Origin of the sequence: Paracoccus shanxieyensis, from assembly GCF_009711265.1 — a bacterium.
Classification (GTDB): Bacteria; Pseudomonadota; Alphaproteobacteria; order Rhodobacterales; family Rhodobacteraceae; genus Paracoccus; species Paracoccus shanxieyensis.
Window position 1 is genome coordinate 12,937 of record NZ_WMII01000008.1, and the last position, 24,099, is coordinate 37,035.

Annotated in this window: 25 protein-coding genes; 12 read left to right on the forward strand and 13 right to left on the reverse strand. The window is 64.0% G+C overall.

Annotation, left to right across the window (positions count from 1 at the left end):
• The first annotated feature begins 72 nt into the window (after positions 1–72).
• Positions 73–666, forward strand: a complete 594-nt coding sequence (locus GL284_RS09755; RefSeq protein ID WP_341870345.1) for a sugar O-acetyltransferase — start codon at positions 73–75, stop codon at positions 664–666.
• Positions 667–684: 18 nt separating this feature from the next.
• Here GL284_RS09755 and GL284_RS09760 read toward each other — a convergent pair whose 3' ends face one another.
• Complete coding sequence (locus tag GL284_RS09760) at positions 685–1,188, reverse strand: PaaI family thioesterase (RefSeq protein WP_155044422.1); 504 nt, start codon at positions 1,186–1,188, stop codon at positions 685–687.
• Between the two features lies 1 nt (position 1,189).
• The gene (locus GL284_RS09765; RefSeq protein WP_155044423.1) at positions 1,190–1,633 is read right to left on the reverse strand and encodes a PaaI family thioesterase; all 444 of its coding nucleotides are present in this window, start codon (positions 1,631–1,633) and stop codon (positions 1,190–1,192) included.
• A 135-nt stretch (positions 1,634–1,768) separates the two neighbouring features.
• On the opposite strand from GL284_RS09765, the gene GL284_RS09770 reads away from it, so the two are divergent.
• The 6 genes from GL284_RS09770 to GL284_RS09795 all read left to right on the forward strand — a co-directional run bounded on the left by GL284_RS09770 (position 1,769) and on the right by GL284_RS09795 (position 8,757).
• Positions 1,769–2,161, forward strand: coding sequence for a MerR family transcriptional regulator (locus tag GL284_RS09770; RefSeq protein WP_155044424.1), 393 nt, complete (start codon positions 1,769–1,771; stop codon positions 2,159–2,161).
• A gap of 82 nt (positions 2,162–2,243) precedes the next feature.
• Positions 2,244–2,633: a MerR family transcriptional regulator gene (locus GL284_RS09775; RefSeq protein WP_341870346.1), complete on the forward strand. Its 390-nt coding sequence runs from the start codon at positions 2,244–2,246 to the stop codon at positions 2,631–2,633.
• Between the two features lie 22 nt (positions 2,634–2,655).
• A complete protein-coding gene (locus tag GL284_RS09780; RefSeq protein WP_155044425.1) occupies positions 2,656–4,434 on the forward strand; it encodes an acyl-CoA dehydrogenase C-terminal domain-containing protein in 1,779 nt (592 codons plus the stop codon).
• Between the two features lie 275 nt (positions 4,435–4,709).
• Positions 4,710–5,354, forward strand: a complete 645-nt coding sequence (locus tag GL284_RS09785; protein WP_155044426.1) for a glutathione S-transferase family protein — start codon at positions 4,710–4,712, stop codon at positions 5,352–5,354.
• Positions 5,351–6,562: an acetyl-CoA C-acetyltransferase gene (locus GL284_RS09790; protein WP_155044427.1), complete on the forward strand. Its 1,212-nt coding sequence runs from the start codon at positions 5,351–5,353 to the stop codon at positions 6,560–6,562. Before GL284_RS09785 ends, GL284_RS09790 begins: the two co-directional genes overlap by 4 nt.
• Positions 6,563–6,573: 11 nt before the next feature.
• The gene (locus GL284_RS09795) at positions 6,574–8,757 is read left to right on the forward strand and encodes a 3-hydroxyacyl-CoA dehydrogenase NAD-binding domain-containing protein (RefSeq protein WP_155044428.1); all 2,184 of its coding nucleotides are present in this window, start codon (positions 6,574–6,576) and stop codon (positions 8,755–8,757) included.
• A gap of 87 nt (positions 8,758–8,844) precedes the next feature.
• Here GL284_RS09795 and GL284_RS09800 read toward each other — a convergent pair whose 3' ends face one another.
• Positions 8,845–9,855 (reverse strand): adenosine kinase, encoded by a 1,011-nt coding sequence (locus GL284_RS09800; protein WP_155044429.1) that lies wholly within the window; start codon positions 9,853–9,855, stop codon positions 8,845–8,847.
• Complete coding sequence (gene nth / locus GL284_RS09805; RefSeq protein WP_155044430.1) at positions 9,852–10,520, reverse strand: endonuclease III; 669 nt, start codon at positions 10,518–10,520, stop codon at positions 9,852–9,854. Before nth ends, GL284_RS09800 begins: the two co-directional genes overlap by 4 nt.
• Before the next feature lie 95 nt (positions 10,521–10,615).
• Between nth and GL284_RS09810 the strand changes: the two genes are divergently transcribed.
• Both GL284_RS09810 and GL284_RS09815 read left to right on the forward strand, forming a co-directional pair.
• Positions 10,616–11,212: a methylated-DNA--[protein]-cysteine S-methyltransferase gene (locus GL284_RS09810; RefSeq protein WP_230383012.1), complete on the forward strand. Its 597-nt coding sequence runs from the start codon at positions 10,616–10,618 to the stop codon at positions 11,210–11,212.
• A 162-nt stretch (positions 11,213–11,374) separates the two neighbouring features.
• Positions 11,375–12,040 carry a YiaD family glycine zipper/OmpA-like lipoprotein gene (locus GL284_RS09815; RefSeq protein ID WP_155044610.1) on the forward strand — a complete coding sequence of 222 codons (666 nt, stop codon included), beginning with the start codon at positions 11,375–11,377 and terminating at the stop codon, positions 12,038–12,040.
• Positions 12,041–12,270: 230 nt separating this feature from the next.
• Here GL284_RS09815 and GL284_RS09820 read toward each other — a convergent pair whose 3' ends face one another.
• The 5 genes from GL284_RS09820 to GL284_RS09840 form a co-directional block, all read right to left on the reverse strand.
• Complete coding sequence (locus GL284_RS09820) at positions 12,271–12,825, reverse strand: F0F1 ATP synthase subunit B (RefSeq protein WP_155044431.1); 555 nt, start codon at positions 12,823–12,825, stop codon at positions 12,271–12,273.
• Positions 12,822–13,460 (reverse strand): F0F1 ATP synthase subunit B', encoded by a 639-nt coding sequence (locus GL284_RS09825; protein ID WP_155044432.1) that lies wholly within the window; start codon positions 13,458–13,460, stop codon positions 12,822–12,824. Before GL284_RS09825 ends, GL284_RS09820 begins: the two co-directional genes overlap by 4 nt.
• Positions 13,461–13,534: 74 nt before the next feature.
• Positions 13,535–13,768: a F0F1 ATP synthase subunit C gene (locus GL284_RS09830; protein WP_114348568.1), complete on the reverse strand. Its 234-nt coding sequence runs from the start codon at positions 13,766–13,768 to the stop codon at positions 13,535–13,537.
• A gap of 60 nt (positions 13,769–13,828) precedes the next feature.
• Complete coding sequence (locus tag GL284_RS09835) at positions 13,829–14,581, reverse strand: F0F1 ATP synthase subunit A (RefSeq protein WP_425274221.1); 753 nt, start codon at positions 14,579–14,581, stop codon at positions 13,829–13,831.
• Between the two features lie 2 nt (positions 14,582–14,583).
• Positions 14,584–14,928 (reverse strand): AtpZ/AtpI family protein, encoded by a 345-nt coding sequence (locus GL284_RS09840; RefSeq protein WP_341870347.1) that lies wholly within the window; start codon positions 14,926–14,928, stop codon positions 14,584–14,586.
• Positions 14,929–15,114: 186 nt separating this feature from the next.
• Here GL284_RS09840 and GL284_RS09845 point away from each other — a divergent pair, with 186 nt between their 5' ends.
• Positions 15,115–15,465 (forward strand): ArsR/SmtB family transcription factor, encoded by a 351-nt coding sequence (locus GL284_RS09845; RefSeq protein WP_155044434.1) that lies wholly within the window; start codon positions 15,115–15,117, stop codon positions 15,463–15,465.
• Here the strand turns inward: GL284_RS09845 and GL284_RS09850 are convergent.
• Positions 15,452–17,053 (reverse strand): bifunctional metallophosphatase/5'-nucleotidase, encoded by a 1,602-nt coding sequence (locus tag GL284_RS09850; protein ID WP_155044435.1) that lies wholly within the window; start codon positions 17,051–17,053, stop codon positions 15,452–15,454. The two genes, GL284_RS09845 and GL284_RS09850, sit on opposite strands and share 14 nt — an antisense overlap.
• 129 nt (positions 17,054–17,182) lie before the next feature.
• On the opposite strand from GL284_RS09850, the gene GL284_RS09855 reads away from it, so the two are divergent.
• Both GL284_RS09855 and GL284_RS09860 read left to right on the forward strand, forming a co-directional pair.
• Entirely contained in the window at positions 17,183–17,515 is a 333-nt protein-coding gene (locus GL284_RS09855) for a DUF952 domain-containing protein (RefSeq protein ID WP_155044436.1), read from the forward strand.
• Complete coding sequence (locus tag GL284_RS09860) at positions 17,512–18,570, forward strand: quinone-dependent dihydroorotate dehydrogenase (RefSeq protein WP_155044437.1); 1,059 nt, start codon at positions 17,512–17,514, stop codon at positions 18,568–18,570. The genes GL284_RS09855 and GL284_RS09860 overlap by 4 nt, the downstream gene beginning before the upstream one ends.
• 4 nt (positions 18,571–18,574) lie before the next feature.
• On the opposite strand, the gene cysE is transcribed toward GL284_RS09860, so the two are convergent.
• The 3 genes from cysE to GL284_RS09875 all read right to left on the reverse strand — a co-directional run bounded on the left by cysE (position 18,575) and on the right by GL284_RS09875 (position 24,086).
• A complete protein-coding gene (gene cysE, locus GL284_RS09865; RefSeq protein ID WP_155044438.1) occupies positions 18,575–19,417 on the reverse strand; it encodes a serine O-acetyltransferase in 843 nt (280 codons plus the stop codon).
• 69 nt (positions 19,418–19,486) lie between these two features.
• Entirely contained in the window at positions 19,487–20,200 is a 714-nt protein-coding gene (locus GL284_RS09870) for a DUF2793 domain-containing protein (RefSeq protein ID WP_155044439.1), read from the reverse strand.
• A complete protein-coding gene (locus GL284_RS09875) occupies positions 20,193–24,086 on the reverse strand; it encodes a baseplate multidomain protein megatron (RefSeq protein WP_155044440.1) in 3,894 nt (1,297 codons plus the stop codon). Before GL284_RS09875 ends, GL284_RS09870 begins: the two co-directional genes overlap by 8 nt.
• Positions 24,087–24,099 lie beyond the last annotated feature (13 nt).

A 24,099-nucleotide genomic window follows, 5' to 3' on the forward strand; every position in this document is an offset into this window, starting at 1 on the left:
CCGCCATGACAGCGCCCCGCACGTCGGGGCGCTTTTCATTTCGCATGACCGCAAGGCACGGGGGGACCGCGCGTGACCGAGCTGGAAAAGGCAGCCAAAGGGCTGATTTACGACGCGAATTTCGACGAGACGGTTCTGGCCGCCCGCCTTGCCGCCAAACGGCTTTTGCATCGCCTGAACGCTTTGCCCCCGGATGCCGAGCCGCAGCGGCAGGTGCTGCTTCGCCGGCTTCTGGCCAGCGCCGGGGAACGGCTGGTGATCGAGGGGCCGTTTCATTGCGACTATGGCTTCAACATCCGCATCGGCAGGAATTTCTATGCCAATGTGAACCTCGTCATCCTTGACGGCGCCGAGGTCAGCATCGGCGACAATGTGTTCATCGCCCCGAATGTCGGCATCTACACGGCGGGCCATCCGCTGGACCCTGAACGCCGCAATGCTGGTCTGGAATATGCGCTGCCCATCCGCATCGGCAATGACGTCTGGATCGGCGGCGGTGTCAGCATCCTGCCCGGTGTCACCATCAGCGACGGGGCGGTCATCGGCGCGGGCGCGGTGGTAACGAAAGACGTGCCGCCCGCGACGCTTTGGGCGGGCAATCCCGCCCGGCAGATCCGCCCGATCACCGAGGATGATGCCCGGCGCAGCGATTTCACCCGCCGCTGACGATTCGGTGCAGGCGGCCTAGAACTTTTCGGGCATCACGAAATGCCCCGTCGCCTGCGCAAACAGCCGCGCGCGATTGTCCTGCCATGCCTCGACCTGAACGCTGGCATAGCGCCGCCCCGACCGCACCACCCGCGCGCGGGCATAGGCATCACGCGGCAGGCCGGAACGCAGATAATCCACGGTAAAGTCGATGGTCTTGGGCAGGCGCGGCAGGCTTTCGGGCACTTCGGCATCGGGCGCGATGCGGCCCTGCTCCATATCCTCCCAGATCGCCGTCCATGTCAGCTCGACAATGGCCGCGACCTCCAGAAAGGCGGCCGTCGCGCCGCCATGGATTGCGGGCAGGAACGGATTGCCGATCAGCTTTTCGTCAAAGGGCAGAACGGCGGTCAATTCATCGCCGCGCCGGTCGAAGCTGATGCCCAGAAAGCGGATATAGGGCACGCCCGACACCAGCGCGTTCAGCGTATTGTTGCGCCGCGACTTGATGGCGGCCAGGGGTTCGTTGCGATCGACCATATCAGCGCTCAAACGTGAAGGCCCCGGTGGCGGCGGCCACGGGGCGGGTGTCGTCCTCATCCATCGCCCAGGCGCGGACGAAGGCCACGGACCGGGTGACGTGATAGCATTCCGCCCGCGCCCGGATCCCCTGCCGCGGCGTCGCGGCGCGCATATAGTCGATGCGCAGGTCGATGGTCGCCGTCACCTTGGCACCGTCGGGATGCGACATCACCGCAGCCCCGCAACAGGTGTCCATCAAGGCCGAGATCACCCCGCCATGAATGACACCGCTATGCGGGTCGCCCACCAGGTCGGCATGCCACGGCAACGAGATCACGGCACTGCCCGGCCCCAATTCGTCCAGCGCCATCCCCAGCGCCCGCGCATGCGGGATCGCCTCGATGAACTGGCGCGCGATTCGGGCGCGCTGCGCGTCATCCGCGCCATGCAGCTCTGCGCTCATCCTGGGTCTCCTTCACTGGCATCATGCCGGATCAGGCTAAACACGGCCAAAGCCTGTCACAAGAGCGTATCATTTCCGATGGTTGAGTTTGCCAAAACCCTCAGCTAGGCTTGACCCATCCTGCCAGGTCCAAGAATGACAGACAGCGAATATATCAGTTTCAAAGACATGTGCGCGCGCTTCGATGTGACGCCGAGGACGCTGCGTTACTACGAATATATCGAGTTGCTCGACCCCCGGAAGGAGGGCCGCGCCCGCTTTTACAGCCCCCGCGAAGTGGCGCGCATGAAGCTGATCCTGCGCGGCCGCCGCTTCGGCTTTTCCCTGGAAGAGATCCGGCAATGGCTGCTGATCTATGAAGAAAAGGGCACGCAGGAACAATACAGCGTCTGGATCGACATGGCGGACCGCCAGCTTGACGTGCTGGCCCGCCAGCGCGACGAAATTCAGGCCGCCATCACCGATCTTCAGGCGCTACGCGATCAGACGGTGAATATTCTGGACGCGATGGCCAAGCCCGAAAGCTGACGCCACGTCGCACCTTACGCGCACGTCAACTTGCCCTATATTCCGGTTATGCGATCGGAACTTCGGGAGGGGGAGGACGGCCGTGAGCGATACGTTGATGACCATCCGCGAGATGTGTGACGCCTTTGACGTGACACCCCGCACCCTGCGCTTTTATGAATCGCGCGAACTGATTTTCCCGGAACGCCGTGGCCAGCACCGGCTTTACGACCGCACCGACCGGGCGCGGCTGACGCTGATCCTGCGCGGCAAGCGCTTCGGATTTTCGCTGGAACAGATCCGCCAGCTCTTGGAACTTTACGATCCCGCCGAACGCAACCTGACGCAGGCGACCGCCACCATCGCCACCGCCCGCGAGCGGCTGGCCGACATGGAGCGCCAGCATCACGAGCTTGGCCTTGCCATCACCGAACTTCGCCAGCAGATCGCCGAGGGCGAACAGATGCTGGTGCAACTGAAAACCGGCGCCTGACCGCGCCAGCCCCGGAGGACACATGACCACCTATACCGCCCCCATCCGCGACATCCAGTTCGTGCTGCATGACATGCTGGACATCTCGGGCCTGGACGTGCCCGGCTATGGCGATCTGGACCGCGACTTCACCGAGGCGGTTCTGGACGCGGCAGGCAAGCTTGCCTCCGAGGTGCTGGCACCGCTGAACAGCGTGGGCGACCGGCAGGGATGCCGGCTGGAAAACGGCATCGTGCGCACGCCCGACGGCTTCAAGGCGGCGTTCGATCAGTTGCGCGAAGGCGGCTGGACGGCGCTGGACGCCGACCCGGAATATGGCGGTCAGGGCATGCCCTATGTCATCGGCCATTCCGCGGCCGAGTTGTTTTCCGGCGCCAACATGGCCTTTGCCATGTATCCGGGCCTGACCCATGGCGCATATTCGGCCATTCATGCGCATGGCACCGATGACCAGAAGGCGACCTATCTGCCCAAGATGGCCAGCTGCGACTGGACCGGCACGATGAACCTGACCGAACCGCATGCCGGGACCGATCTGGGGATGCTGCGCACCAAGGCCGAACCGCAGGACGATGGCAGCTATCTGATCACCGGGCAGAAGATCTTCATCTCGGCCGGCGACCACGACATGTCCGACAACGTGATCCATCTGGTGCTGGCCAAGGCCCCCGGCGGCGGCGAAAGCACCAAGGGCATCTCGCTGTTCATCGTGCCGAAGTTTCTGGTGAATGCCGATGGCTTTCTGGGCGAGCGCAATGCCGTCTCGGTCGGCAAGCTGGAAGAAAAGATGGGCATTCACGGCAATGCCACCTGCGTCATGAACTATGACGGGGCGCGCGGCTGGCTGCTGGGCGATCTGCACAAGGGTATGCGGGCCATGTTCACCATGATGAACGAAGCGCGCATCGGCGTCGGCCTGCAAGGCTATGCCGTGGCCGAGGCCGCCTATCAGGAAGCGGTGATCTATGCCCGCGACCGCCTGCAAGGCCGCGCCGTCACGGGCACGGCGAACCCCTCGGGACCGGCCGATCCGCTGATCGTGCATCCCGATATCCGCCGCAACCTGATGGATCAGAAAAGCTTCGTCGAAGGCGCCCGTGCGCTGGCCACATGGTGCGCGCATCTGATCGACCGCAGCCATCTGGGACAGGATCAGGCCGCCGAGGCGCTGGTCTCGCTGCTGACCCCCGTGGTCAAGGGCTTCCTGACCGACAAGGGATTCGAGACCGCCGTGCAGGCGCAGCAGGTCTTTGGCGGGCATGGCTATATCGAGGAACAGGGCATGTCGCAATTCGTCCGCGACGCCCGCATCGCCATGATCTATGAGGGCGCAAACGGCGTGCAGGCGCTGGATCTGGTCGGGCGCAAGCTGGCAGCCGAAGGCGGCAAACCGATCATGGCCTTCTTCGAGATGGTCAAGGCCGAGATCAAATCCGTCGAAGCGGACGAGGCGCTGAAAGCAAGCTTTGCCGAGCCGCTGAAAGCCGCCTCGAAGGATCTGCAGGCCGCGGCGATGTATTTCATGGATCAGGGCATGAAAAACCCCAATGCCGCGCTGTCGGGGTCTTACGACTTCATGCATCTCTTCGGCCATGTTGCGCTTGGCCTGATGTGGACGCGGATGGCCGTGGCCGCCAGCAAGGCACTTGCGGACGGCACTGGCGACACGGCCTTTTTTGAAACCAAGATCGCGACCGGGCGCTATTACATGGCGCGTCAACTGCCGATGACGGCGACGCACCTGTCCCGCATCCGGTCGGGTGCCGAGCCGGTGATGGCACTGGACGCGGCGCAGTTCTGAGAAACCGCAACGATATGCAGGGTGGAGGGGTCGCATGGGTATTTTCAAAACAAGGAAGACCAAAGTTGCGCCCCGACCACCCCGCCTTGCGGGCGGGAAGGATTTTCGCCCGATGATCGGGGCGGCTTCCTTGTTTGCGGTCATCGGCTCCCCAGCCTGTACCGCTCCGCCAGACTAGATCGTGAAGATTAAGGATCCGCTAACGGCTTCCTTGTTTTTCAAATACCCACAGCAAGGCCACCGCAATCGCAACGCCGCCCCGTCAGGACATTCAGATGACCGCAAAACTTCACTGCTTCGGCGAATCCGGCCATTCCTACAAGGTGGCGCTGATGCTTGAGCTGACCGGCACGCCGTGGACCGCGGTCTTTGTCGACTTCTTCAACAATGAAACGCGCAGCGCCGAGTACCGCGCGCGCCTGAACCAGATGGGCGAAGCGCCGGTCTATGTCGATGGCGACCTGACCCTGACGCAATCCGGGGTCATCCTGCTGCATCTGGCCGAGCAGACCGGACAATTCAGCGATGGCGATCCGAATGAGATCCTGCGCTGGCTGTTCTGGGACAATCACAAGGGCTCGTCCCAGTTCGGCGCACTGCGGTTCCTGCGCAATTTCCTGCCCGAGGCAAAACGCCCGGACGGCGCGATTGCCTTCATGCAGGGCCGGGTGGATGCGGCGCTGGCGACGCTGGATGCCCGGCTGGCGGATCGGGACTGGCTGGCCTCGGACCAGCCCACCATCGCCGATCTCTCGTGCTGCGGCTATCTGTTCTATCCCGAGCCCTTTGGCTTCGACCCGGACAAACATCCCAATATCGCCGCATGGCTGGGCCGCATCAGCGCCCTGCCCGGCTGGAACCATCCCTATGATCTGATGCCCGGCAACCCTTCGGACCGGGCCGAGAAGGAGGACGCATGACCGACGCTTTTATCTATGATGCCGCCCGCACGCCGCGCGGCAAGGGCCGCAACGATGGCAGCCTGCACGAGGTGACATCCGTTGCGCTGTCAGCGCGCCTGTTGAACGCCGTCAAGGCGCGCAACGGGCTGGAAGGCCATGCCGTCGAGGACGTGATCTGGGGCAATGTCACGCAGGTCAAGGAACAGGGCGGCTGCCTTGCACGCTCGGCGGTGCTGGAATCCGCCCTCGACCAATCGATCCCCGGCCTTGCGATCAACCGCTTCTGCGCCAGCGGCATGGAGGCGGTGAACCTTGCCGCCAACCAGGTGCGCGGCGGCGCGGGTCAGGCCTATATCGCGGGCGGGGTCGAAATGATGGGCCGCGTTGCCATGGGCAGCGACGGCGCGGCGATTGCCGTTGACCCGACCCTGACCTTCGGCACCTATTTCGTGCCGCAGGGCATCTCGGCGGATATCATCGCGACCGAATACGGCTTCACCCGCGAGGATGCCGACAAGCTGGCCGTCGAAAGCCAGCGCCGCGCCGCCCTTGCATGGTCAGAGAACCGCTTTGCGAAATCCATCGTCCCCGTGCTGGACCAGAACGGCCTGACCATTCTGGATCACGACGAATACATGCGCCCCGGCACCTCCTATGAGGATCTTGCCCGCCTGAAGCCCAGCTTCAAGGAAATGGGCGAGATGATGCCGGGCTTCGACAAGGTGGCGATGCTGAAATATCCGCATCTGGACCATATCGACCACATCCACCATGCCGGCAACAGCTCGGGCATCGTCGATGGCGCGGCGGCCGTGCTGATCGGCAACGCCGAGTTCGGCAAGGCCTACGGGCTTAAGCCCCGCGCCCGGATCCGCGCCACCGCCAAGATCGGCACGGACCCGACCATCATGCTGACCGGCCCGGTTCCGGTGACCGAAAAGATCCTGCGCGACAGCGGCATGTCCATCGGCGACATCGACCTGTTCGAGGTGAACGAGGCCTTCGCCAGCGTCGTTCTGCGCTTCCAGCAGGCGTTCCAGATCGATCCGGCGCTGGTCAATGTCAACGGCGGCTCGATCGCCATGGGCCATCCGCTGGGCGCGACGGGCGCCATCATCATCGGCACCCTGCTGGATGAGCTTGAGCGGCAGGACAAGAATGTCGGTCTGGCCACGCTGTGCATCGCGTCCGGCATGGGCGCGGCCACCATCATCGAACGCGTCTGAGGGGGAAAGACATGACCGATTTTACCATGACCAAAGACGACGACGGCGTGGCCATCATCACCTGGGATGTGGCCGCGAAGTCGATGAACGTGCTGTCTCTGGACGGCGCGGCGGAACTGAACGGGCTGATCGACGACGCGCTGGCCGATGACGCGGTCAAAGGCATTGTCATCACCTCAGGCAAGAAGGACTTTGCCGCGGGCATGGACCTGAACGTGATCGCCGGGATGAAGCAGGGCGGCGCGCAGGCGGTGTTCGACGGCATCATGGGTCTGCACCACCTGCTGCGCAAGATCGAGCTTGCGGGCATGGACCCCAAGACCAAGAAGGGCGGCAAGCCGATCGCGGCCGCTCTGCCCGGCTCGGCGCTTGGCATCGGGCTGGAACTGCCGCTGGCCACGCATCGCATCTTTGCCGCCGAAAACCCGAAGGCCAAGATCGGCCTGCCCGAAATCATGGTTGGCATCTTCCCCGGCGGTGGCGGCACGACACGGCTGGTGCGCAAGCTGGGCGCGATGGCAGCGGCCCCCTTCCTGCTGGAAGGCAAGCTCAGCGATCCGGCCAAGGCCAAATCCGCCGGGCTGATCGATGAGGTCGTGGCCGATCCGTTGGCCGCCGCGCGTGCATGGGTGCTGGCTGCAAGCGATGCCGATCTGGTCAAGCCATGGGACGCCAAAGGCTACAAGATGCCGGGGGGCGAACCCTATCACCCGGCGGGCTTCATGACCTTCGTCGGCGCATCGGCCATGGTGCATGGCAAGACGCTGGGCGTCTATCCCGCCGCCAAGGCGCTGCTCAGCGCCGTTTACGAAGGCGCGATGGTGCCCTTCGACACCGCGCTGAAGATCGAGGCGCGCTGGTTCACCAACGTCCTGATGAACCCGTCCTCGACCGCGATGATCCGCAGCCTGTTCATCAACAAGGAGGCGCTGGAAAAAGGCGCGAACCGCCCCGAGGCGCCCGACCAGACAGTGAAAAAGGTCGGCATCCTTGGCGCGGGCATGATGGGCGCGGGCATCGCCTATGTCTCGGCCATGGCGGGCATTCAGGTTGTGCTGATCGACTCGGCGCAGGAATCGGCAGACCGCGGCAAGTCCTATTCCGCCGATCTGCTGGACAAGGCGATCTCGCGCCGGAAATCCACCGATGAGAAAAAGGCCGAGGTGCTGGCCCGCATCACGGCGACCACCGATTACGCCGCGCTGGAGGGCTGCGACCTGATCGTGGAAGCCGTGTTCGAGGATCCGAAGGTCAAGGCCGAGGTGACCGCCAAGGCCGAAGCCGTGATCCCCAAGGACGCGATCTTCGCCACCAATACCTCGACCCTGCCGATCAGCGATCTGGCCCGCGCCAGCAGCCGCCCCGAGCAGTTCATCGGCATCCACTTCTTCTCACCCGTCGACAAGATGCTGCTGGTCGAGATCATCAAGGGCAAACAGACCGGGCCCGTCGCGGTCGCCAAGGCGCTGGATTTCGTGCGCCAGATCCGCAAGACGCCCATCGTGGTCAACGACGCGCGCTTCTTCTATGCCAACCGCTGCATCATCCCCTATATCAACGAGGGCATCCGCATGGTGGCCGAAGGCGTCAGCCCGACGCTGATCGAAAATGCCGCCAAGATGATGGGCATGCCGCTGGGTCCGCTGCAACTGGTCGATGAAACCTCGATCGATCTGGGCGTCAAGATCGCCAAGGCCACGCGCGCGGCCATGGGCGACGCCTATCCCGATGCGGCGGTCGATCAGGTGATCTTCAAGCTGGCCGATCAGGGTCGGCTGGGCCGCAAGACCAAGGCGGGCTTTTACGACTATGACGATGCGGGCAAGCGTCAGGGCTTCTGGTCCGGCCTTGCCACGGAATGGCCGGTCGAGGGTGAACAGCCCGAGCTGACCCAGATCCAGCATCGCCTGATGTTCGCCCAAAGTCTTGAAGCCGTGCGCGCGCTGCAGGACGGCGTGCTGGAAGACATCCGCGAAGGCGATGTCGGGGCGATCCTCGGCTGGGGCTTTGCGCCGTGGTCGGGCGGCCCGTTCGGCTGGCTCGACATGCTGGGGGCCGCACGCGCCGCCGAGATCGCCGACGACCTGACGGCAAAATTCGGCGACCGCTTCACGACGCCGGATCTGCTGCGCGACATGGCCGCCAAGGGCGAAAGCTTCTATGGCCGCTTCGGCGGGGCGAAAAAGGCCGCATAAACGCTCCAAACATGAACCCAACAAAAAGGGCAGAGGCGAAACCCTCTGCCCTTCTCTGTTCTGCAAATACTCAAAAAGACGCCGCGATCAGCGGATCAGCCCTTCGGCGCGGAACGCCGCCAGCAGATCGCTTTCCGGGCGCGGCCCGACATGGCCGATCACCTCGGCTGCGGCAATGCAGCCCATGCGGCCCGCCACCGCCAGCGGCAGATCCCGCGCCAGCCCATAGATCAGCCCGGCCGCGAACTGATCGCCCGCCCCGGTTGCATCGACCGGCACCACGCGATGCACGGGCGCACTGACCCGCTCGCCCTCGCGGATCAGGATGGCGTCCTCGCCCGAGCGTGTGCAGATCACCGTGCGGCAATCGGCGGCGGCCAGACGCAGCGCCTCCTCCAGATCCTCGACCTGATACAGCGATGTCCATTCATGGGAATTGCCGATGACGTAATCCATCGGTCCGGCCACAAGACGGCGGAAGCCGTCGCGGTGACGGTCGACGCAGAACGGATCCGACAGCGCGATCCCCGCCTGCCCGCCCGCTTTGTGGCAGGCCTCGGCGGCTTTTAGAAACGCCGCCTTGCCGACATCCTTGTCGAACAGATAGCCCTCCAGAAACAGCCAGTCCGCGCCGCTGAACGTCGCCGGGTTCACATCATCCGGGCCAAGATCGCCGGAAACCCCCAGATAGGTGTTCATCGACCGCTCCCCATCCGGCGTCACGAAGATGATCGAACGCGAGGTCGGCAGCACATCCCCCGCCACCGGCGGATTGACGAAGACCGTGCCCATCGCCTCAGTCTGTTCGGCATAGGACAGGCCCAGCGGATCGGCGGCCACGCGACCGATCAAGGCGGTCTTCAGCCCCATCATGCCCAGACCGGCCAGCGTATTCGCGACCGATCCGCCCGGCACCAGCCGCGCCTTCTGCGCCTCGTGATCCGCCGATTGCGCCGCCATCAGGAATTCCGAGCGGTCACGCTCGATCAGTTGCATGATCCCCTTTTCGATCCCCAGACGGCCAAGCGTGGCATCCGATGTGGGCGCGATCACGTCCATGATCGCATTGCCGATCCCGATCACATAGGGCGTGGTCATTCGGTCTTCTCCTCATAGGGGCAAAGGTCTTCGATGGGACAGATCTTGCAGCGCGGGCGCTTGGCCTGACAGACATAGCGCCCGTGCAGGATCAGCCAGTGATGCGCGTTCTGCTGAAAGGGAACCGGCACATTGTCCTCGATCGCGCGCTCGACCGCCTCGACGTCGCGGCCCGGCGCGATGCGGGTGCGGTTGCCGACGCGAAAGATATGCGTATCGACCGCCTGCGCGGGAAAGTCGAACACGCTGTTCAAGACGACATTCGCCGTCTTGCGCCCGACGCCGGGCAGCGTCATCAGGGCGGCGCGCGATTGCGGCACCTCGCCGCCATATTCGGCCAGCAGGCGCTGGGACAGGGCGATGACATTCTTGGCCTTCTGGCGAAACAGGCCGATGGTCTTGATCTGCTCGGTCAGCGCCTCAAGTCCCAGATCCACCATCTGCTGCGGCGTCGTCACCTTGGCGAACAGCGCCTTGGTGGCCTTGTTCACGCCGACATCGGTGGCCTGCGCCGACAGCGCCACAGCCACCAGCAGGGTGAATGCGTTGACATATTCCAGCTCGGTCACCGGCTGCGGGTCGGCCTCGCGGAAGCGCGAAAAGATCGCGACCTGCGCGGCATAGGGCAACGGAGCGGGAATGCGGGATGACACAGCACGGACCATAGCCCTCAGATGCCCTGCCCCGCGCCGGTCCGCAACCAAAGACTGACATTCGCCGCGCCGCGCGCTAGGTTTGCCCGAAACCGGAAAGGTGCCGCATGTCGCAGATCAGCATGGAGTTCACCGACCGCAGGCCCTCGCGGCTGCGGATCGCTGTCACATCCGATCCTAAGGATGGCGCGGGCGATCTGGCGCATGGCACATTCGCCTCGCCCATCGGGGGGCTTGTGGCGCTTGGCACTGCAGATGCGCTTTGGGGTCTTGGCATCGTGGGCCGGTTCAGCGCGCCTCAGGTGCTGGGCGATCTGTCGGCGCGCTGGCCGCATGCGCGGCTGACCGAGGCGCCCGACCGGCTGGCCCCGATGATCGACGCGCTTTTGCAGGACGCGGGGCAGATCACCCTGCGCCTGACCGGCACGGCCTTTCAGATGCAGGTTTGGCACGGGCTGCTGCAGATCCCGGCCGGGCAAATCTTCAGCTATGCCGGACTGGCGCAGCGGATCGGGCGGCCCACGGCCCTGCGCGCGGTCGGCACGGCGGTCGGACAGAACCCGATCTCATGGATCGTGCCCTGCCATCGCGTCACCCGCGCCGATGGCAGCATCGGGAATTACCATTGGGGCGAGGCCGCAAAACGCGCCTTGCTGGCGCGGGAAGGTGCCGTCCTCGCGCCGCAATCCATCGCTGCAATGTGAGCGTCGGTTACGAAATTATTGCGTATTCCGGTAGAGTTGGCCCGGAACCCGTGCCATCTTGCCCACGTTTGGGGATCAGCCGCCGTTCAGCCTGCGAAACAGGCAATGGCCGCGTCGTAAGGACAGGCGACGTAGGATCGCCCCATGAAGAAAGGTGATAAGATGAAACTCCGTATCTCGCTGATGGCCGCAACTGCGGGCGTGCTTGCCCTTGGGGCATGCGCAACCACCGATCCCTATGGCAACCCGACGGCGCCCGGCGGCAATATGAGCCGCACCCAGCAGGGCGCCATCGCAGGCGCCGTGGTCGGCGGTCTGATCGGCGCTGGCGAAAGCCGCGAGAATGCCTTGAAAGGCGCAGTGATCGGCGCAACCGCAGGTGCGGTCGGCGGTTCGATCCTTGACCAGCAGCGCGCGGCACTTCAGCAATCGCTGAACAACCCGAATATCCAGGTGGTGAACCGCGGCAGCTATCTGTCGGTCATCATGCCGGAAACGACGCTGTTCGCGACCGACTCGGCCGCTGTCGGCGCGCAGGGCCAGAACGATCTGTACACGATCGCGCGCAACCTGAACCAATATCCCAACAGCCGCATTCAGGTCATCGGCCATACCGACAGCACCGGCTCGGCCGCCTATAACCAGGACCTGTCCGAGCGTCGCGCGCGTTCGGTCGCGGGCATCCTGTCGGCGGGCGGCGTGGCCACCGGCCGCATCGCCACCACCGGTCAGGGCGCATCCAGCCCGGTCGCCTCGAACGACAGCGCTGCCGGCCGCGCGCAGAACCGCCGGGTCGAGATCCAGATCATCCCGACCACGACCCGCTAAAGCGACCGCCCAATCGGGGCGCGAGGGGTCGGCAGCAGCGCTGCCGGCCCTTTTGCATGGCCCTCTCGATGGGGGCCGTGCAAAAGTCCTGCGGCTGAGCGTGTCTCGGCGAACCGGCGCGACAATATGCAAAAACCCCGGATGTCGCCATCCGGGGTTTTTCACTGTCCAACGGGTCTTGGTGCGACCCTTTTCTCGTTCTCAGTTCAGGCTGCCTCAGTCAGGCGACCTCAGTTCAGGCGGCGCGCTACATCGGCGATGGCCTGATCGATGCCCGCGCTGCGTTGTTCGGCAGTTGCCTGCTGACCAAGGATCTCGGACGCCGCAGAAACCGCGGTGCGGATCGCACGGTCGCGCACGGCACGCACGGCGTCGGATTCGGCGCTGGCGATCTGCTCTTCGGCCGCTTTCAGGCGACGCTCGATGGAAAGCTGCAACGCCGTCTTGGCCTTTTCGGCCTCGATGGTGGCTTCGCGCTTGGCATTGGCCACGATCTCGTCGGCCTGACCCTTCACTTCGCGCTGGCGACGCTCATAGCTGGCATAGATCTCCTGCGCTTCTTCACGCAGGCGACGTGCCTCGGCCAGATCGTTGCGGATGCCTTCGGCGCGCTTGTCCAGCAAGCCGCCGACGATCTGCGGCACCCGGTAATATACCAGGATCGCGATGAACAGCAGGAACGCCAGCGTCACCACGAAATCGGTATTGCGCAATGAGAAGAACGGACCCGTCGCCGCGAATGCCGGGCTTGCCATCAGAACGAAGAATGCGCTCAGACGTTTCATTGCAGCGCCCCCTTCAGTCGCTGATCGACAGCCGCGTTGATCGCGGCCTGATCGGCAGTTCCGCCCAGATTTTGAACCAGCGCCTCGGTCACTTCGCGGGCCACGCTGCGCGCGTCCTCGACCGCCGATGCACGGATCTCACCGATGCGCTTTTCGGATTCGACCGCGCGGGCCGAAATCTCGGCATCCGCATGTGCGATGGCAGCGTCGAGTTCCTTCTGGATCTCGGCCTTGTTCGCAGCAACGATCTTGCTTGCTTCGGCCCGGGCATCGGTCAGCGCCTTGTCATAGGCGGCTTCCGCGTCCTTGGCTTTCTGCTTGAATTCCTCGGCGGCCATAAGGTCACCGGTGATGGCGCCCTGACGATCGCTGATGACCCCGCCGATCCGCGGCAATGCCACGCGCGACAGAACCCAGTAGATGACGGCCAGCACCACAAGCAGCCAGAAGATCTGGTTGCCGAAGGTGGTGAAGTCCAACTGCGGCATGCCGGGTGCGCTGGCGGCATGACCCGCCGCACCGGCCGCGCCATGGGCCGCATCGGCCCCGTGCGCGGCAGCTTCAGCGCCGTGCTGGACTGCCGTTTCCGAATGTTCGACCACGCCGGGCGCGGTCTGTTGCAACAGGCTGATCATGTCCTACCCCATGCCGGTCGTTTCACAATCGGATGGGGGCATCGCCCCCATCCAACCGCAAGGATGGCAAAGGATCAGACTGCGAACAGCAGCAGCAGCGCGACGAGGAACGAGAAGATCCCCAGAGCTTCTGCGAAGGCCATGCCGATGAACAGCGTGGCGGTCTGCGAAGCAGCGGCCGAAGGGTTGCGCAGAGCGCCAGCCAGATAGTTGCCGGCAACGTTGCCCACACCCATGGCAGCCCCGGCCATGCCGATGCAAGCCAGACCGGCGCCGAGATACTGACCGAGTTGACCCAGGTTTTCCATATTGATGCTCCTTGAGGCTTTGGAAAGGGGTTGTGATTTGCCTGATCTGCGGGTCGGCGCTTAGTGCGCCGGATGCAGCGCGTCCTTCAGATAGACGCAGGTCAGGATGGTGAAAACATAGGCCTGGATCAGTGCGACAAGCACCTCAAGGCCATACATGGCGGTGATCGCAAGGATCGAAACCGGCGCGATGGCGGCAACGGCGGCGAAGGCGGCAAAGACCTTGATCACCGCGTGACCGGCCATGACGTTGCCCGCAAGCCGGATCGAGTGGCTGACCGGACGCACGAAATACGAGATCAGCTCGATCACGGCCAGAACCGGACGCAGCGCCATCGGGGCCGACTTGACCCAGAACAGGCCCAGAAAATGCGTGCCGTTCTTGACGAAGCCCAGCACCGTCACGCCGATGAACACCAGAAGCGCCAGCGTCGCCGTGACCGCGATATGCGACGTGGACGAGAAGGATTTGGGGATCAGCGCCAGGAAGTTCGCAAACAGGATGAAGCAGAACAGCGTCATGACATAGGGGAAGTATTTCAGCCCGTCCTTGCCGGTGACATCTTCGACCATCTTGCGGACCATGCCGTAAAGCAGCTCGGCGATGGATTGCAGACGGTTCGGGATGATGGCGCGGCCACGGGTGCCAAAGACCAGCAGCGCAATGATGCCCGCGGCGGCCAGAGCCATCCACAGCGTCGCGTTCGTGGGGGTGTACCAATGCACATGCGTGCCGCCGAACAGCGGCTTGATGATGAACTGGTCCATCGGGTGGAAAACCAGACCCTCAACTTTTTCTTCAGTCACAGCCATCGTCATTCACCCTTGTCGTCGCCGGGTTGCCCCGGTGCCTTGCCAATTTCCCGTGCCGTCCGCAGCATCGTCTTCACCCCGGCCGCAAGGCCGAACAACACGAAGACGACCATCAGAAGCGGCGTCGTGCCGAACAAGCTGTCCAGCCCAAACCCGATCCCGAAACCGATGCCCAATCCGGCCACCAGTTCGGTCACCATGCGCCAAGCCATATTGGCCTGACTGAAATGCTCTTCCCCACGAGAGCCGGGCACCGGGGCTGCCTTCTGCCCCAGACGGGCCTCAAGGTCGCGCAACCGCTCTGCGTCCCGGGCCCGCGCGATGTCCTGGTCCGGTTCCTCGGCCACCGCTCACACCCTCGTTATTGGTTGAGGCGGTGATAGGTTCTAAGCCCCCCCGAGTCAAGCAAGCAAGGCAGCGCGCTATATGACTGAAATCGCTGTGTTTATCGTTAACGCAACAGAGGGCTGCGGATGGTTTTCGGCACAGTCTGGGCGATGGCGTTTATTCAACTCTTCGGTTAAACAAAGCTGATGACCGTTGCCAGCCCGCCCTTGGACGCCATTTTCGCCGCCCTCGCCGATCCGACGCGGCGGGCCATTCTGGGCATGTTGCTTGAGGATGACATGGCGGTGACGGATGTGGCCGCGCCTTTCGAGATGAGCCTTGCGGCCATCTCGAAGCATCTTGCTGTGCTGGCCAGCGCCGGGCTGATCCGGCAGGAACGGCGCGGGCGCATCATCTGGTGCAAGCTTGAGCCGGAAAGCCTGCGCAGCGCCTCGGTCTGGATGCAGGGCTTCGGCCAGTTCGATCCGGTCGATCTTGATGATTTCGAGCGTTTCCTGCTGACCGAACTGGAAGATCAGAAGCCTACTTCACCGTGATCCGGCCATTCAGCTTGGGCGCGAAGCCCGGTCCCTGCTTGGACAGATAGTCCGCCAGCACATCCGCCAGATCCGGCCCGAAATCATATGCGTTCATGCCGTTCGTGGCGAAGACCTTATAGCCGTCGCCGCCTGCGCGCATGTAATTGTTGGACACGACGCCATAGGTTGCGTTGCGGTCAATGGGCACCCATTGCTGATCCTGACGCACCATCACGTCTGAAATCCGCGCTCCGGACGGGGCTTTCGGATCGACGGTGTATTTCAGCCCGGCCACCTGAGCGAACCGGCCCGCCGCGTCCTCATATTGGCTGGCACCGTTTTCCAAGGCCGCGACGATGTCGCTGCCTTTCAACTGAAACGTCGAAAGCGTGTTCTGGAACGGAAGCACGGTCAGCACATCGCCCATGGTCACCGGCCCCGCCGCGATCGATGCACGCAACCCGCCGCCATTCGCGATTGCGATGGAAATGCCCTGATCCTGCACACGGGCCAGCATGGCATCAGCCGCGACCACGCCCATCTCGCATTCACGCTGGCGGCAGTTTTCGCGTGCGGCATCGATGGGTGCTGCGATTTCGGCAATGCGCTTCTGCTTCAATTCCTCAATCGGCGCTGCCATTTCCTTGACACGGGCCGCGATGCGCGCATCCGGCGTGACCGAAGCATCCAGCAGGATCGGCGAGCCCTCGGCCTTGATCAGATTGCCGGCATCGTCCCATGTCAGCACAAGATGGCCAAGATATTTACTGTAGGCATAGGCGGTTACGACGGGAACCTCGGCGCCGTCAGGGCCTTTTACCATGGTCGGATAAGGCCCTTCGGCCCCCTCCATGTCGCCCAGCAGCGTGTGGCTGTGGCCACCGACAACGGCGTCGAGACCTGCGACCTCGGCGGCAATCCTCTGATCGCGGCGATATCCTTCATGGGTCAGCGCGATGATCTTGTTGACACCTTCGTCGGTCAGGCTTTGCACATCGCCCTTCAGGCTTTCCAGATCGTCCTGAAAGATGACATTCGCGCCGGGGGATGAGGTTTCGGGCGTATCCATCGCCAGCGCCGAGACGATGCCGATCTTCTGACCGCCGACATCCAGCGTCAGCGTGTCACCGACCACGCCCTTCAGTTCCGGGGATTGCGACAGATCCAGATTGCCCGAGATGACCGGAAAGTTCACACCTTCAGCCAGCAGCTTCAGACCGGCGGGGCCATCGTCGAATTCATGGTTGCCCACCGCCATGGCATCAAAGCCGATCGCGTTCATGAACTCGACCGTATCGGTGCCCTTATAGGTCGTATAGAACAGGCTGCCCTGATACTGGTCACCCGCATCCAGAACCACGACGTTCTGACCATCGGCCTGAAGCTGATCGCGCAACTCATTGATCTTCGAGGCAAGCCGGGCGACGCCACCGAAGCATTCGCCTTTGGCATCGGTCTCGGCATCGCAGGTGCTGTCATAGCTGTTGATCGGCTCGACCCTGCTGTGGAAATCGTTAATATGCAGGATGTGCAGCGTGTAATCCGCCTGCGCCGCGCCGGTGCTGAATGCCAGAACTGCCGTCGATATCAGAAGCCAGCTTTTCATCTTCATCCCCTTTAGGTCCGGTTGCGGGAAGCTTCCGGCAAGGATGGGGACAGGTCAACCGCCGATGGGCCATTTCCGGGAAAGGTTCGCGCTTGACTGCACGCCGGGCTGCGCGCAAGAACCGCGGCCATGCTGGCTTACAAAATCCTTCGCCCCGATGAATATCAGGCCCTGCGGCAAGACGGTCGCAGCGCAGGTGCGCCCGTCGATATCGCGGATGGCTTTATCCACCTGTCGACAGCCGAACAGGTGTCCGGCACATTGGCAAAGCATTTCGCGGGGGAACCGGGTTTGGTGCTGCTGGCCATCCAGACCGACGGCCTGGACCCTCTGCGGTGGGAACCTTCGCGCGGTGACGCTCTGTTTCCGCATCTCTATCGCGAATTGCGGCTGACCGACATCCTGTGGTCGCGCGAGATTGCGCTGAACGATCAGGGCCACGATCCCGGAGAACTGACATGAACCCGATTGAGCGTCTGGGCGTTCGCGCATTGCATCGTCTGGACCCCGAGCGCGCGCATGATCTGTCGATCCGCGCCTTGGCGCATGGTCTGGTGCCGCTTCCCGGCAAGCCGGTGACATCCCAGCGCCTGCGGATCAATCTGGCCAGGCTGGATCTGCCCAACCCCGTCGGGCTTGCAGCGGGATACGACAAGAATGCGGTGGCTTTGCCTGCCTTGATGCGTGCGGGGTTTGGTTTTGTCGAAGTTGGTGCCGCGACCCCGCGCCCGCAGCCTGGCAACCCCAAACCTCGCCTGTTCCGGCTTAGCGAGGATCGGGCCATCATCAACCGCTTCGGGTTCAACAATCATGGCGCGCAGGCGATTGCCGAACGTCTTGCTGCCAGACCCGCTGGCATTCCGGTCGGGTTGAATATTGGCGCGAACAAGGACAGTGACGACAAAAGCGCGGATTTTGCCGCGGTTATCGACATCGCCGGGGCATCAGCAGATTTCCTGACGGTCAACGTCTCATCGCCAAACACCGAAAAGCTGCGGGATCTGCAGGGTGCGGATGCGCTGGCGGCCTTGCTGGACCGGGCTATTTCCGCCCGTAACGCCCTGCCAAGCCGCCCGCCGCTGTTCGTCAAGATCGCCCCGGACCTTGATCCGGATGCAGTGTCGGATATTGCGGCGGTGGCCTTGTCGTCAGGGGTGGACGGTATCATCGCCACAAACACCACGCTGGCCCGCGATGGCATCGGCCCGCAGCATGCAAACCAGATGGGCGGCCTTTCCGGCGCGCCCCTGTTTGCGAAATCGACGCATGTGCTGGCGCGCCTCAGCCAGCAGATAAACGGTCAGATCCCGATCATCGGCGTCGGGGGCATCGGCTCGACCGAACAGGCATGGCAGAAGATCCGCGCGGGTGCGTCGGCCGTGCAGATCTACTCTGCCTTGATCTATCAGGGATTTTCTCTGGCCAGCCGTATCGCGCGGGACTTGGATGACCGATTGGCGCGTGAACGCATCAGCCTTGAGGAACTGACCGGCAGCGGGCTGAACGACTGGCTTTAACAGCCTAGAAGATATCCTCGTGCCCAAGAAGCTGGTTCATGCTGTTCGAGGGCTCGGTGCAACCGGCATCGCCCACGATCCGCGCCGGCACGCCAGCGACGGTCTTGCACGGCGGCACGTCGCTCAGCACAACCGAACCGGCGGCGATGCGAGAATGGTGGCCGACATGGATATTTCCAAGCACTTTCGCACCCGCACCAATCATCACGCCATTGCCGATCTTGGGGTGACGGTCGCCATCTTCCTTGCCGGTGCCGCCCAGCGTGACGGAATGCAGCATCGACACATCGTTTCCGACGACGGCGGTTTCCCCGATGACGATGGAATGCGCGTGATCGATCATCACGCCCGTGCCGATCTTCGCCGCAGGGTGGATGTCCACGCCGAACACCTCCGAGCAGCGCATCTGCACGAAATACGCCATGTCCGAGCGGCCCTGCTGCCACAACCAATGCCCGATGCGATAGGCTTGCAGCGCCTGATAGCCCTTGAAGAACAGGATCGGCTGCATCAGGCGATGCGTTGCCGGGTCACGATCATAAACCGCCAGCAGATCGGCCTGCCCCGCCTGCGAAAGCTCGGGTGATTGGGCGAATGCGTAATCCGCGATCTCGCGCAGGATCTGTTCGCTCATCTCGCGCGAGGCCAGCTTCAGCGAAAAACGATAGGCCAACGCCGCCTCGAACGTCGAATGGTGCAGCAGACCGGCATGGATCAGCGCACCCAGCAAAGGCTCATCGCGCACGGCGATGCGCGCCTCGCGCTGGATGCGCGCCCAGATCGAGCTGTGAAGCTCATCGCTCCGGTCTTCCGAAATGGGTTCGACCATATCTTTCTGAACGTTCATATCGGCGCGCCTGTCAGTCTGGGTCCAATACCACACTTAGCGCATGATGCCCCATTCTTAAAGGGCTGCTCAGTCCGGCAGACGCAGTTCCCACCAATGCAGCACGATCCGCACCCGCCCGCCTGCCGCGAACTGGCCGCCGACTGCCGACAAGCGCAGCGGTGTGGGGGTGTAATAGGTCAGCGGCGACGACAGGATGCCCCGCGCCCATGACCCGGCGCTTTTGCCAAGGTTTTCGCCAAAGCGGTTGATGGCATCGCCATGGCCCAGCGACCAGCTGGTGGCGCTGCCGGTGATCGTGGTCAGCACCCGCGCCGTCGCGCCGATCAGCATGGCGCCTGCCGGGATCACCATGCTGGTCGTCACCGACCCGCCTGCGGTCAGCGTGACATCCTCGGACAGTTGCCCCGCAATCAACCCGGATCCGTGCTGGCCAAGGCTCAGCGCGCCGACAACCCAGCCCGAGCCGTTATGGATCGCCGCCAGTCCACGGTCGGCAATCATGGCCTTGCGGCCAAATCGCGGTTGCACAAAGACCCAACCGCCGTTTGCGCCGATGGCGATCTTGCCCGCCTGCCCTTCCCAGCCATTCGTCGCACCGGCAGGCACTGCCCAGCACATGCCATCCACCACCGTCGCGGGCGGCGTGACCCGCGTGATGCTTTGCAGGACCAGATCCACCTGTCCGTCCAGCCGCATCAGCGCGTCGTTGACGGTGACATGCTTTTGCGCCTGCGCCGGCAGCAGCAGCGGCAGGTCGATATTTGCGGTCACGTCAGCCATTGATCGTCATCCTCGCATAGGGGCCCGCACCAAAGGTGTCGGACAATTGGGCAATCTCGATGGTGAAGGCGCCCGCCGCCTTCGCCGTATTCCATATCGTCTGGGGAACCACCCATCTCGCCTCGGACGGCATCGCCTGCGCCAGCAGTGCGCCCCCCTGCACCAGCCGGGTGGCATAACGCTCTTGCGCCTCGCCCAAGGGCACATCGGGGCCGTCCCAACCGTCGCCCTGAATGCGGGTTCTGCGGATCCAGCTGACCGTGTTGCCATCGACGCTCAGATGACACGGCGTCAGCGGCCGCAGCCCTGCGCCCCGGAACGCCGCAGCGATGTGACGATAACTCGCATCGTCGGGCGCGCGGGTGCCGGGACCGATCCGCCAATGCCGCAGCTGATTGCGCGCCGACGGAGGCAGATCGACCTGCACGGCCGCACCGTCCAGCAGCACCACCTTGCTGCCCACCGGCCAGACCGCAGGCATGAAGGCATCGGTGCCAGACTGCCCGCGCAACCGGGTCGAGATCTCCCACACGCCCGGCCCGATCAGTACCGCATCGCGAAACTGCAGCAGTTCCCAGCTTTCAGCCGAACCGTCGCCAACGGCCAGAAGGTTCGCACCGCTCAGCAAGGCATCCACCGTCGCCGAGGCAAGCACGCCGCCCTTGACGCGCAGTCGCAACGGCGCGCCCAAGTCCCAGACACCCGGACGCGCTGCCGCCAGCGGCGACAGCGTTTCCCCCATGACCGAAGGCGTGGGCAGGGTCGTGTTCAACTTGTAGCCGCCCGCCTGCTCGACCGAGGCCCAGACCGCAGCCGATCCCGGCCAGGGCGTTGCCGTCACCGCAAGATGCGGCGCATGGGGAATTTCATCCCCCCGCAACAACGGCAGGTCCAGAAAAACCGGCCAGACAGGGATCGGCGGCTGGAATGCCCGAGTTTCGGTCTCGCCTTCGACCACGCGGGCCGGGCGATAGATGCCGGGTTCGACCCTGACCGCATCCACCGTGATGGCTCCGGCGCGCTCGACACGGTCGATGCGCCAGCGCTTTGCTTCACCCCGTCCTTCGGAAAGGCGGACGACATCGCCGGGTCCCAGGTGATCCAGACTGGGGGGAAGCGCAAAGCGCACGCCATCCCGCGCCACCATCGTCTCCGAGATCCAGCGCTCGACCATGGCCTGACCTTCGCCCCGCGTCAGCGCCATCGGCAATTCGCTTTCAGAAACCGCCAGAAAATCGCCGCCTGACAGGCGGGTTTCGGCCGTGCGCGCCGAATAGTCGCTGCCCGCCTCGATATGGGTCAGCCGCAATCTGCCCGGCAACTCGGCCTCAGCGGCACGCGATACTTCAGGCTGCGACAGATCCTCGGTCATCGCCATGTCATCTGGGGCAAGCTCGGCATCGACAGCGGCGCTGCGCATCCGGAAACCCAGAACGCCGTCACGCTCGACCGCGTCGAAGCCATGCGACAGCATCAGCGGCTGCAAGGCCGCACGGCCGCTTTCCTGTCCGCTGATCGCATAGCCCTTGACCAGCCCGTAAATCGCCGAGGTATCAAACGCCCGAACCCCGGCATCGCGGCAAAGCTCGGCCACGACATCCGCCAGAGGCACGGCCCCAGCGCGACCGTTCAGCCAATGCCCGCGTTCCCATGCAGGGCCGTCCGACCAAAGGTCGGTGCGTGCCGGAAAGGCCGGATATGGCCGCGCATCCCAGGCCCAGACATGGGCGCGATCCATTTCGATCATGCGCCCTGCCGCCGCGCGACCAAAGGCCGCCCGCTGCGGATTGTTCGCAGGATCGCCCCAGAATTCGGTCATCGCCCGGATATAGGCCGCCTGCACACCATCGTCGCGCCGCCCATCCGAGAACCACGGCAACATGGATTCCGAACTCATCGCGTCCAGAAACTTGTTGGGCTGGTTCGTGCCCTTATCCAGCGCGGCGCACCCCATCTCGGTGAACCAGACGGGCTTGGAGCCGGGGATCCATGGGCTTGAGCCTGCACGCCGTTGACCGCCAACCCGGTCATGATGCTTGTTCAGCCACCAGTTGCGAATGTCCTTGTAACGCCAGATCCAATGCTCGTGAAACAGCCCGTCGCGGATGGGCGTCCGGACCTGCATCTGCCGGTCCTCGTCGCGGGCGTAATACCAGTCATACCCCTCGCCGCCCGCAACGTTGGCGCGCAGATAGGCAGGGTTGTCGATCTGGCCCCAATGCGCATCCAGATGATCTTCGCCGTCGCGCCAGTCGGACAGGGGCATATAATTGTCGATGCCGATGAAGTCGATCTCATCGTCGGCCCACAGCGGATCAAGGTGGAAATACACATCGCCATCCGCGGTGTGATAGCCGAAATATTCCGACCAATCGGCGGCATAGCCGATCTTGACCCCATCGCCCAGAATGGCACGCACGTCGCGCGCCAGCCGGCGCAATTGCGCGACTGCCGGGAACGTGCCGTTCACCGCCTGGATCTGCGTCAGCCCCACCATCTCCGAGCCGATTAGGAACGCGTCGATCCCGCCCGCCGCCGCGCAAAGATGCGCGTAATGCAGGATAAACCGGCGATAGGACCATTCCGCAGGCCCGGTATAGGTGATCTGCGTGCCCTCGACCTGAAACTGGCTTGCCTGAGCGCTGCCGAAAAAGCGCGCGACTTCGGTGGCAGCCTCGGCTGTGCCGACAGGCGTGCCCTCGCGGCCCGGTGCGATGCTTGACGTGATGCGCCCGCGCCACGGCATGACCGGCTGATGTGGCGCGCCGCTCCATGGGTCGGGCCGACCGTTGCCTGCCATCTGCTCCATCAGGATGAACGGATAGAATACGGCGCGCCGGCCGCTTGCGGAAATCTCGTGCAATGCCTCGATGACCGAGCCATCGGCAGGCGTGCCGCCATAGATCGGGCGGCCGTCAAGCCGTGCGACCTGTTGCGCGGCATCGCGCCCGATCCCCCCCGCGCGCCACGCCATGCCCTGCCCGTCGCGCGAGCGATCCTCGACCTTGGGCTGAACCGTGCAGTTGCCGACACGCAGATCGTCGCCGAACCATGACACCACCAGCGAGACCGAACCGACACGCGGCAATTCCCGCCCCAATGTCCGCAGCGACGCCTGAAAGTCGGTTCCCGCGACCGGAGTGTTGCGGTTGATGACCTGCGTTTCACCCAGCCCCATGTCATAGCTGACAGCGGTCGTCGCCAGCGAATACTCGCCGGTTCCGGGGATCAGCGCCACCGCCTCGACCTCGCGCGACATGCCGCGACCCTGCTTGGCCTGCCGGGTGACCTCAAAATGCAATTGCGGGACACGGTTGCCCCAACGCTCCAGGGCCAGATCCTCCAGAACGACATAGGCAATCCCGCGATATGCAGGTGCGCTGTCGCCCTCCTGCGCCTTGATGGCGGGATCGGGGATCTGTTGCTCATCGCCGGGGTAGACACGCATGTTCAGTTCGTCAGGTGAGACCTCCTCGCCATCGGCCCAGACCCGGCCGACACCAAGGATTGGACCCTCGCACAAGGCCAGCGCGAAGCTCAGCTGATAGCCGATCTCGGTCACGGTGGGACGCGATGCGCCTTTGCCGCCACCCTGCTTGCGTCGCGTCTCGACCAGCGGTCCGGTCCAGATGGTATGGCCGGGCACACGCATCTGCCCCCAGATCCGGGGGATGGGCTGGCCCTCGCCTGCGGTCTGCATGCGCAGCCGGTCGACCCGCCCGGTTTCAACCGCTTTCGACCCCGCGCCCAGCAGACGCTGGTCGATGACCCGGCCCAGCGTCGCCCCGACCGCACGTCCGATCACGGCGCCGGAAAGCCCCAGTACCGTGCCGCCAAAGCCTGCGCCGATGGACGCGCCCGCAGCCGCCAGAAGTATCGTCGCCATAAGCGGCCTGTCC

What these genes read in the sequence shown, in the direction of transcription:
- GL284_RS09855 (WP_155044436.1), top strand. Translation starts at nt 17,183, where the DNA reads ATGCTGGCTTACAAAATCCTTCGCCCCGATGAATATCAGGCCCTGCGG.
- GL284_RS09810 (WP_230383012.1), top strand. Translation starts at nt 10,616, where the DNA reads ATGTCGCAGATCAGCATGGAGTTCACCGACCGCAGGCCCTCGCGGCTG.
- GL284_RS09875 (WP_155044440.1), bottom strand. Translation starts at nt 24,086, where the DNA reads ATGGCGACGATACTTCTGGCGGCTGCGGGCGCGTCCATCGGCGCAGGC.
- GL284_RS09830 (WP_114348568.1), bottom strand. Translation starts at nt 13,768, where the DNA reads ATGGAAAACCTGGGTCAACTCGGTCAGTATCTCGGCGCCGGTCTGGCT.
- GL284_RS09835 (WP_425274221.1), bottom strand. Translation starts at nt 14,581, where the DNA reads ATGGCTGTGACTGAAGAAAAAGTTGAGGGTCTGGTTTTCCACCCGATG.
- GL284_RS09825 (WP_155044432.1), bottom strand. Translation starts at nt 13,460, where the DNA reads ATGATCAGCCTGTTGCAACAGACCGCGCCCGGCGTGGTCGAACATTCG.
- nth (WP_155044430.1), bottom strand. Translation starts at nt 10,520, where the DNA reads ATGGTCCGTGCTGTGTCATCCCGCATTCCCGCTCCGTTGCCCTATGCC.
- GL284_RS09760 (WP_155044422.1), bottom strand. Translation starts at nt 1,188, where the DNA reads ATGGTCGATCGCAACGAACCCCTGGCCGCCATCAAGTCGCGGCGCAAC.
- GL284_RS09850 (WP_155044435.1), bottom strand. Translation starts at nt 17,053, where the DNA reads ATGAAAAGCTGGCTTCTGATATCGACGGCAGTTCTGGCATTCAGCACC.
- GL284_RS09815 (WP_155044610.1), top strand. Translation starts at nt 11,375, where the DNA reads ATGAAACTCCGTATCTCGCTGATGGCCGCAACTGCGGGCGTGCTTGCC.
- GL284_RS09780 (WP_155044425.1), top strand. Translation starts at nt 2,656, where the DNA reads ATGACCACCTATACCGCCCCCATCCGCGACATCCAGTTCGTGCTGCAT.
- GL284_RS09845 (WP_155044434.1), top strand. Translation starts at nt 15,115, where the DNA reads ATGACCGTTGCCAGCCCGCCCTTGGACGCCATTTTCGCCGCCCTCGCC.
- cysE (WP_155044438.1), bottom strand. Translation starts at nt 19,417, where the DNA reads ATGAACGTTCAGAAAGATATGGTCGAACCCATTTCGGAAGACCGGAGC.
- GL284_RS09870 (WP_155044439.1), bottom strand. Translation starts at nt 20,200, where the DNA reads ATGGCTGACGTGACCGCAAATATCGACCTGCCGCTGCTGCTGCCGGCG.
- GL284_RS09795 (WP_155044428.1), top strand. Translation starts at nt 6,574, where the DNA reads ATGACCGATTTTACCATGACCAAAGACGACGACGGCGTGGCCATCATC.
- GL284_RS09765 (WP_155044423.1), bottom strand. Translation starts at nt 1,633, where the DNA reads ATGAGCGCAGAGCTGCATGGCGCGGATGACGCGCAGCGCGCCCGAATC.
- GL284_RS09800 (WP_155044429.1), bottom strand. Translation starts at nt 9,855, where the DNA reads ATGACCACGCCCTATGTGATCGGGATCGGCAATGCGATCATGGACGTG.
- GL284_RS09770 (WP_155044424.1), top strand. Translation starts at nt 1,769, where the DNA reads ATGACAGACAGCGAATATATCAGTTTCAAAGACATGTGCGCGCGCTTC.
- GL284_RS09790 (WP_155044427.1), top strand. Translation starts at nt 5,351, where the DNA reads ATGACCGACGCTTTTATCTATGATGCCGCCCGCACGCCGCGCGGCAAG.
- GL284_RS09820 (WP_155044431.1), bottom strand. Translation starts at nt 12,825, where the DNA reads ATGAAACGTCTGAGCGCATTCTTCGTTCTGATGGCAAGCCCGGCATTC.
- GL284_RS09860 (WP_155044437.1), top strand. Translation starts at nt 17,512, where the DNA reads ATGAACCCGATTGAGCGTCTGGGCGTTCGCGCATTGCATCGTCTGGAC.
- GL284_RS09785 (WP_155044426.1), top strand. Translation starts at nt 4,710, where the DNA reads ATGACCGCAAAACTTCACTGCTTCGGCGAATCCGGCCATTCCTACAAG.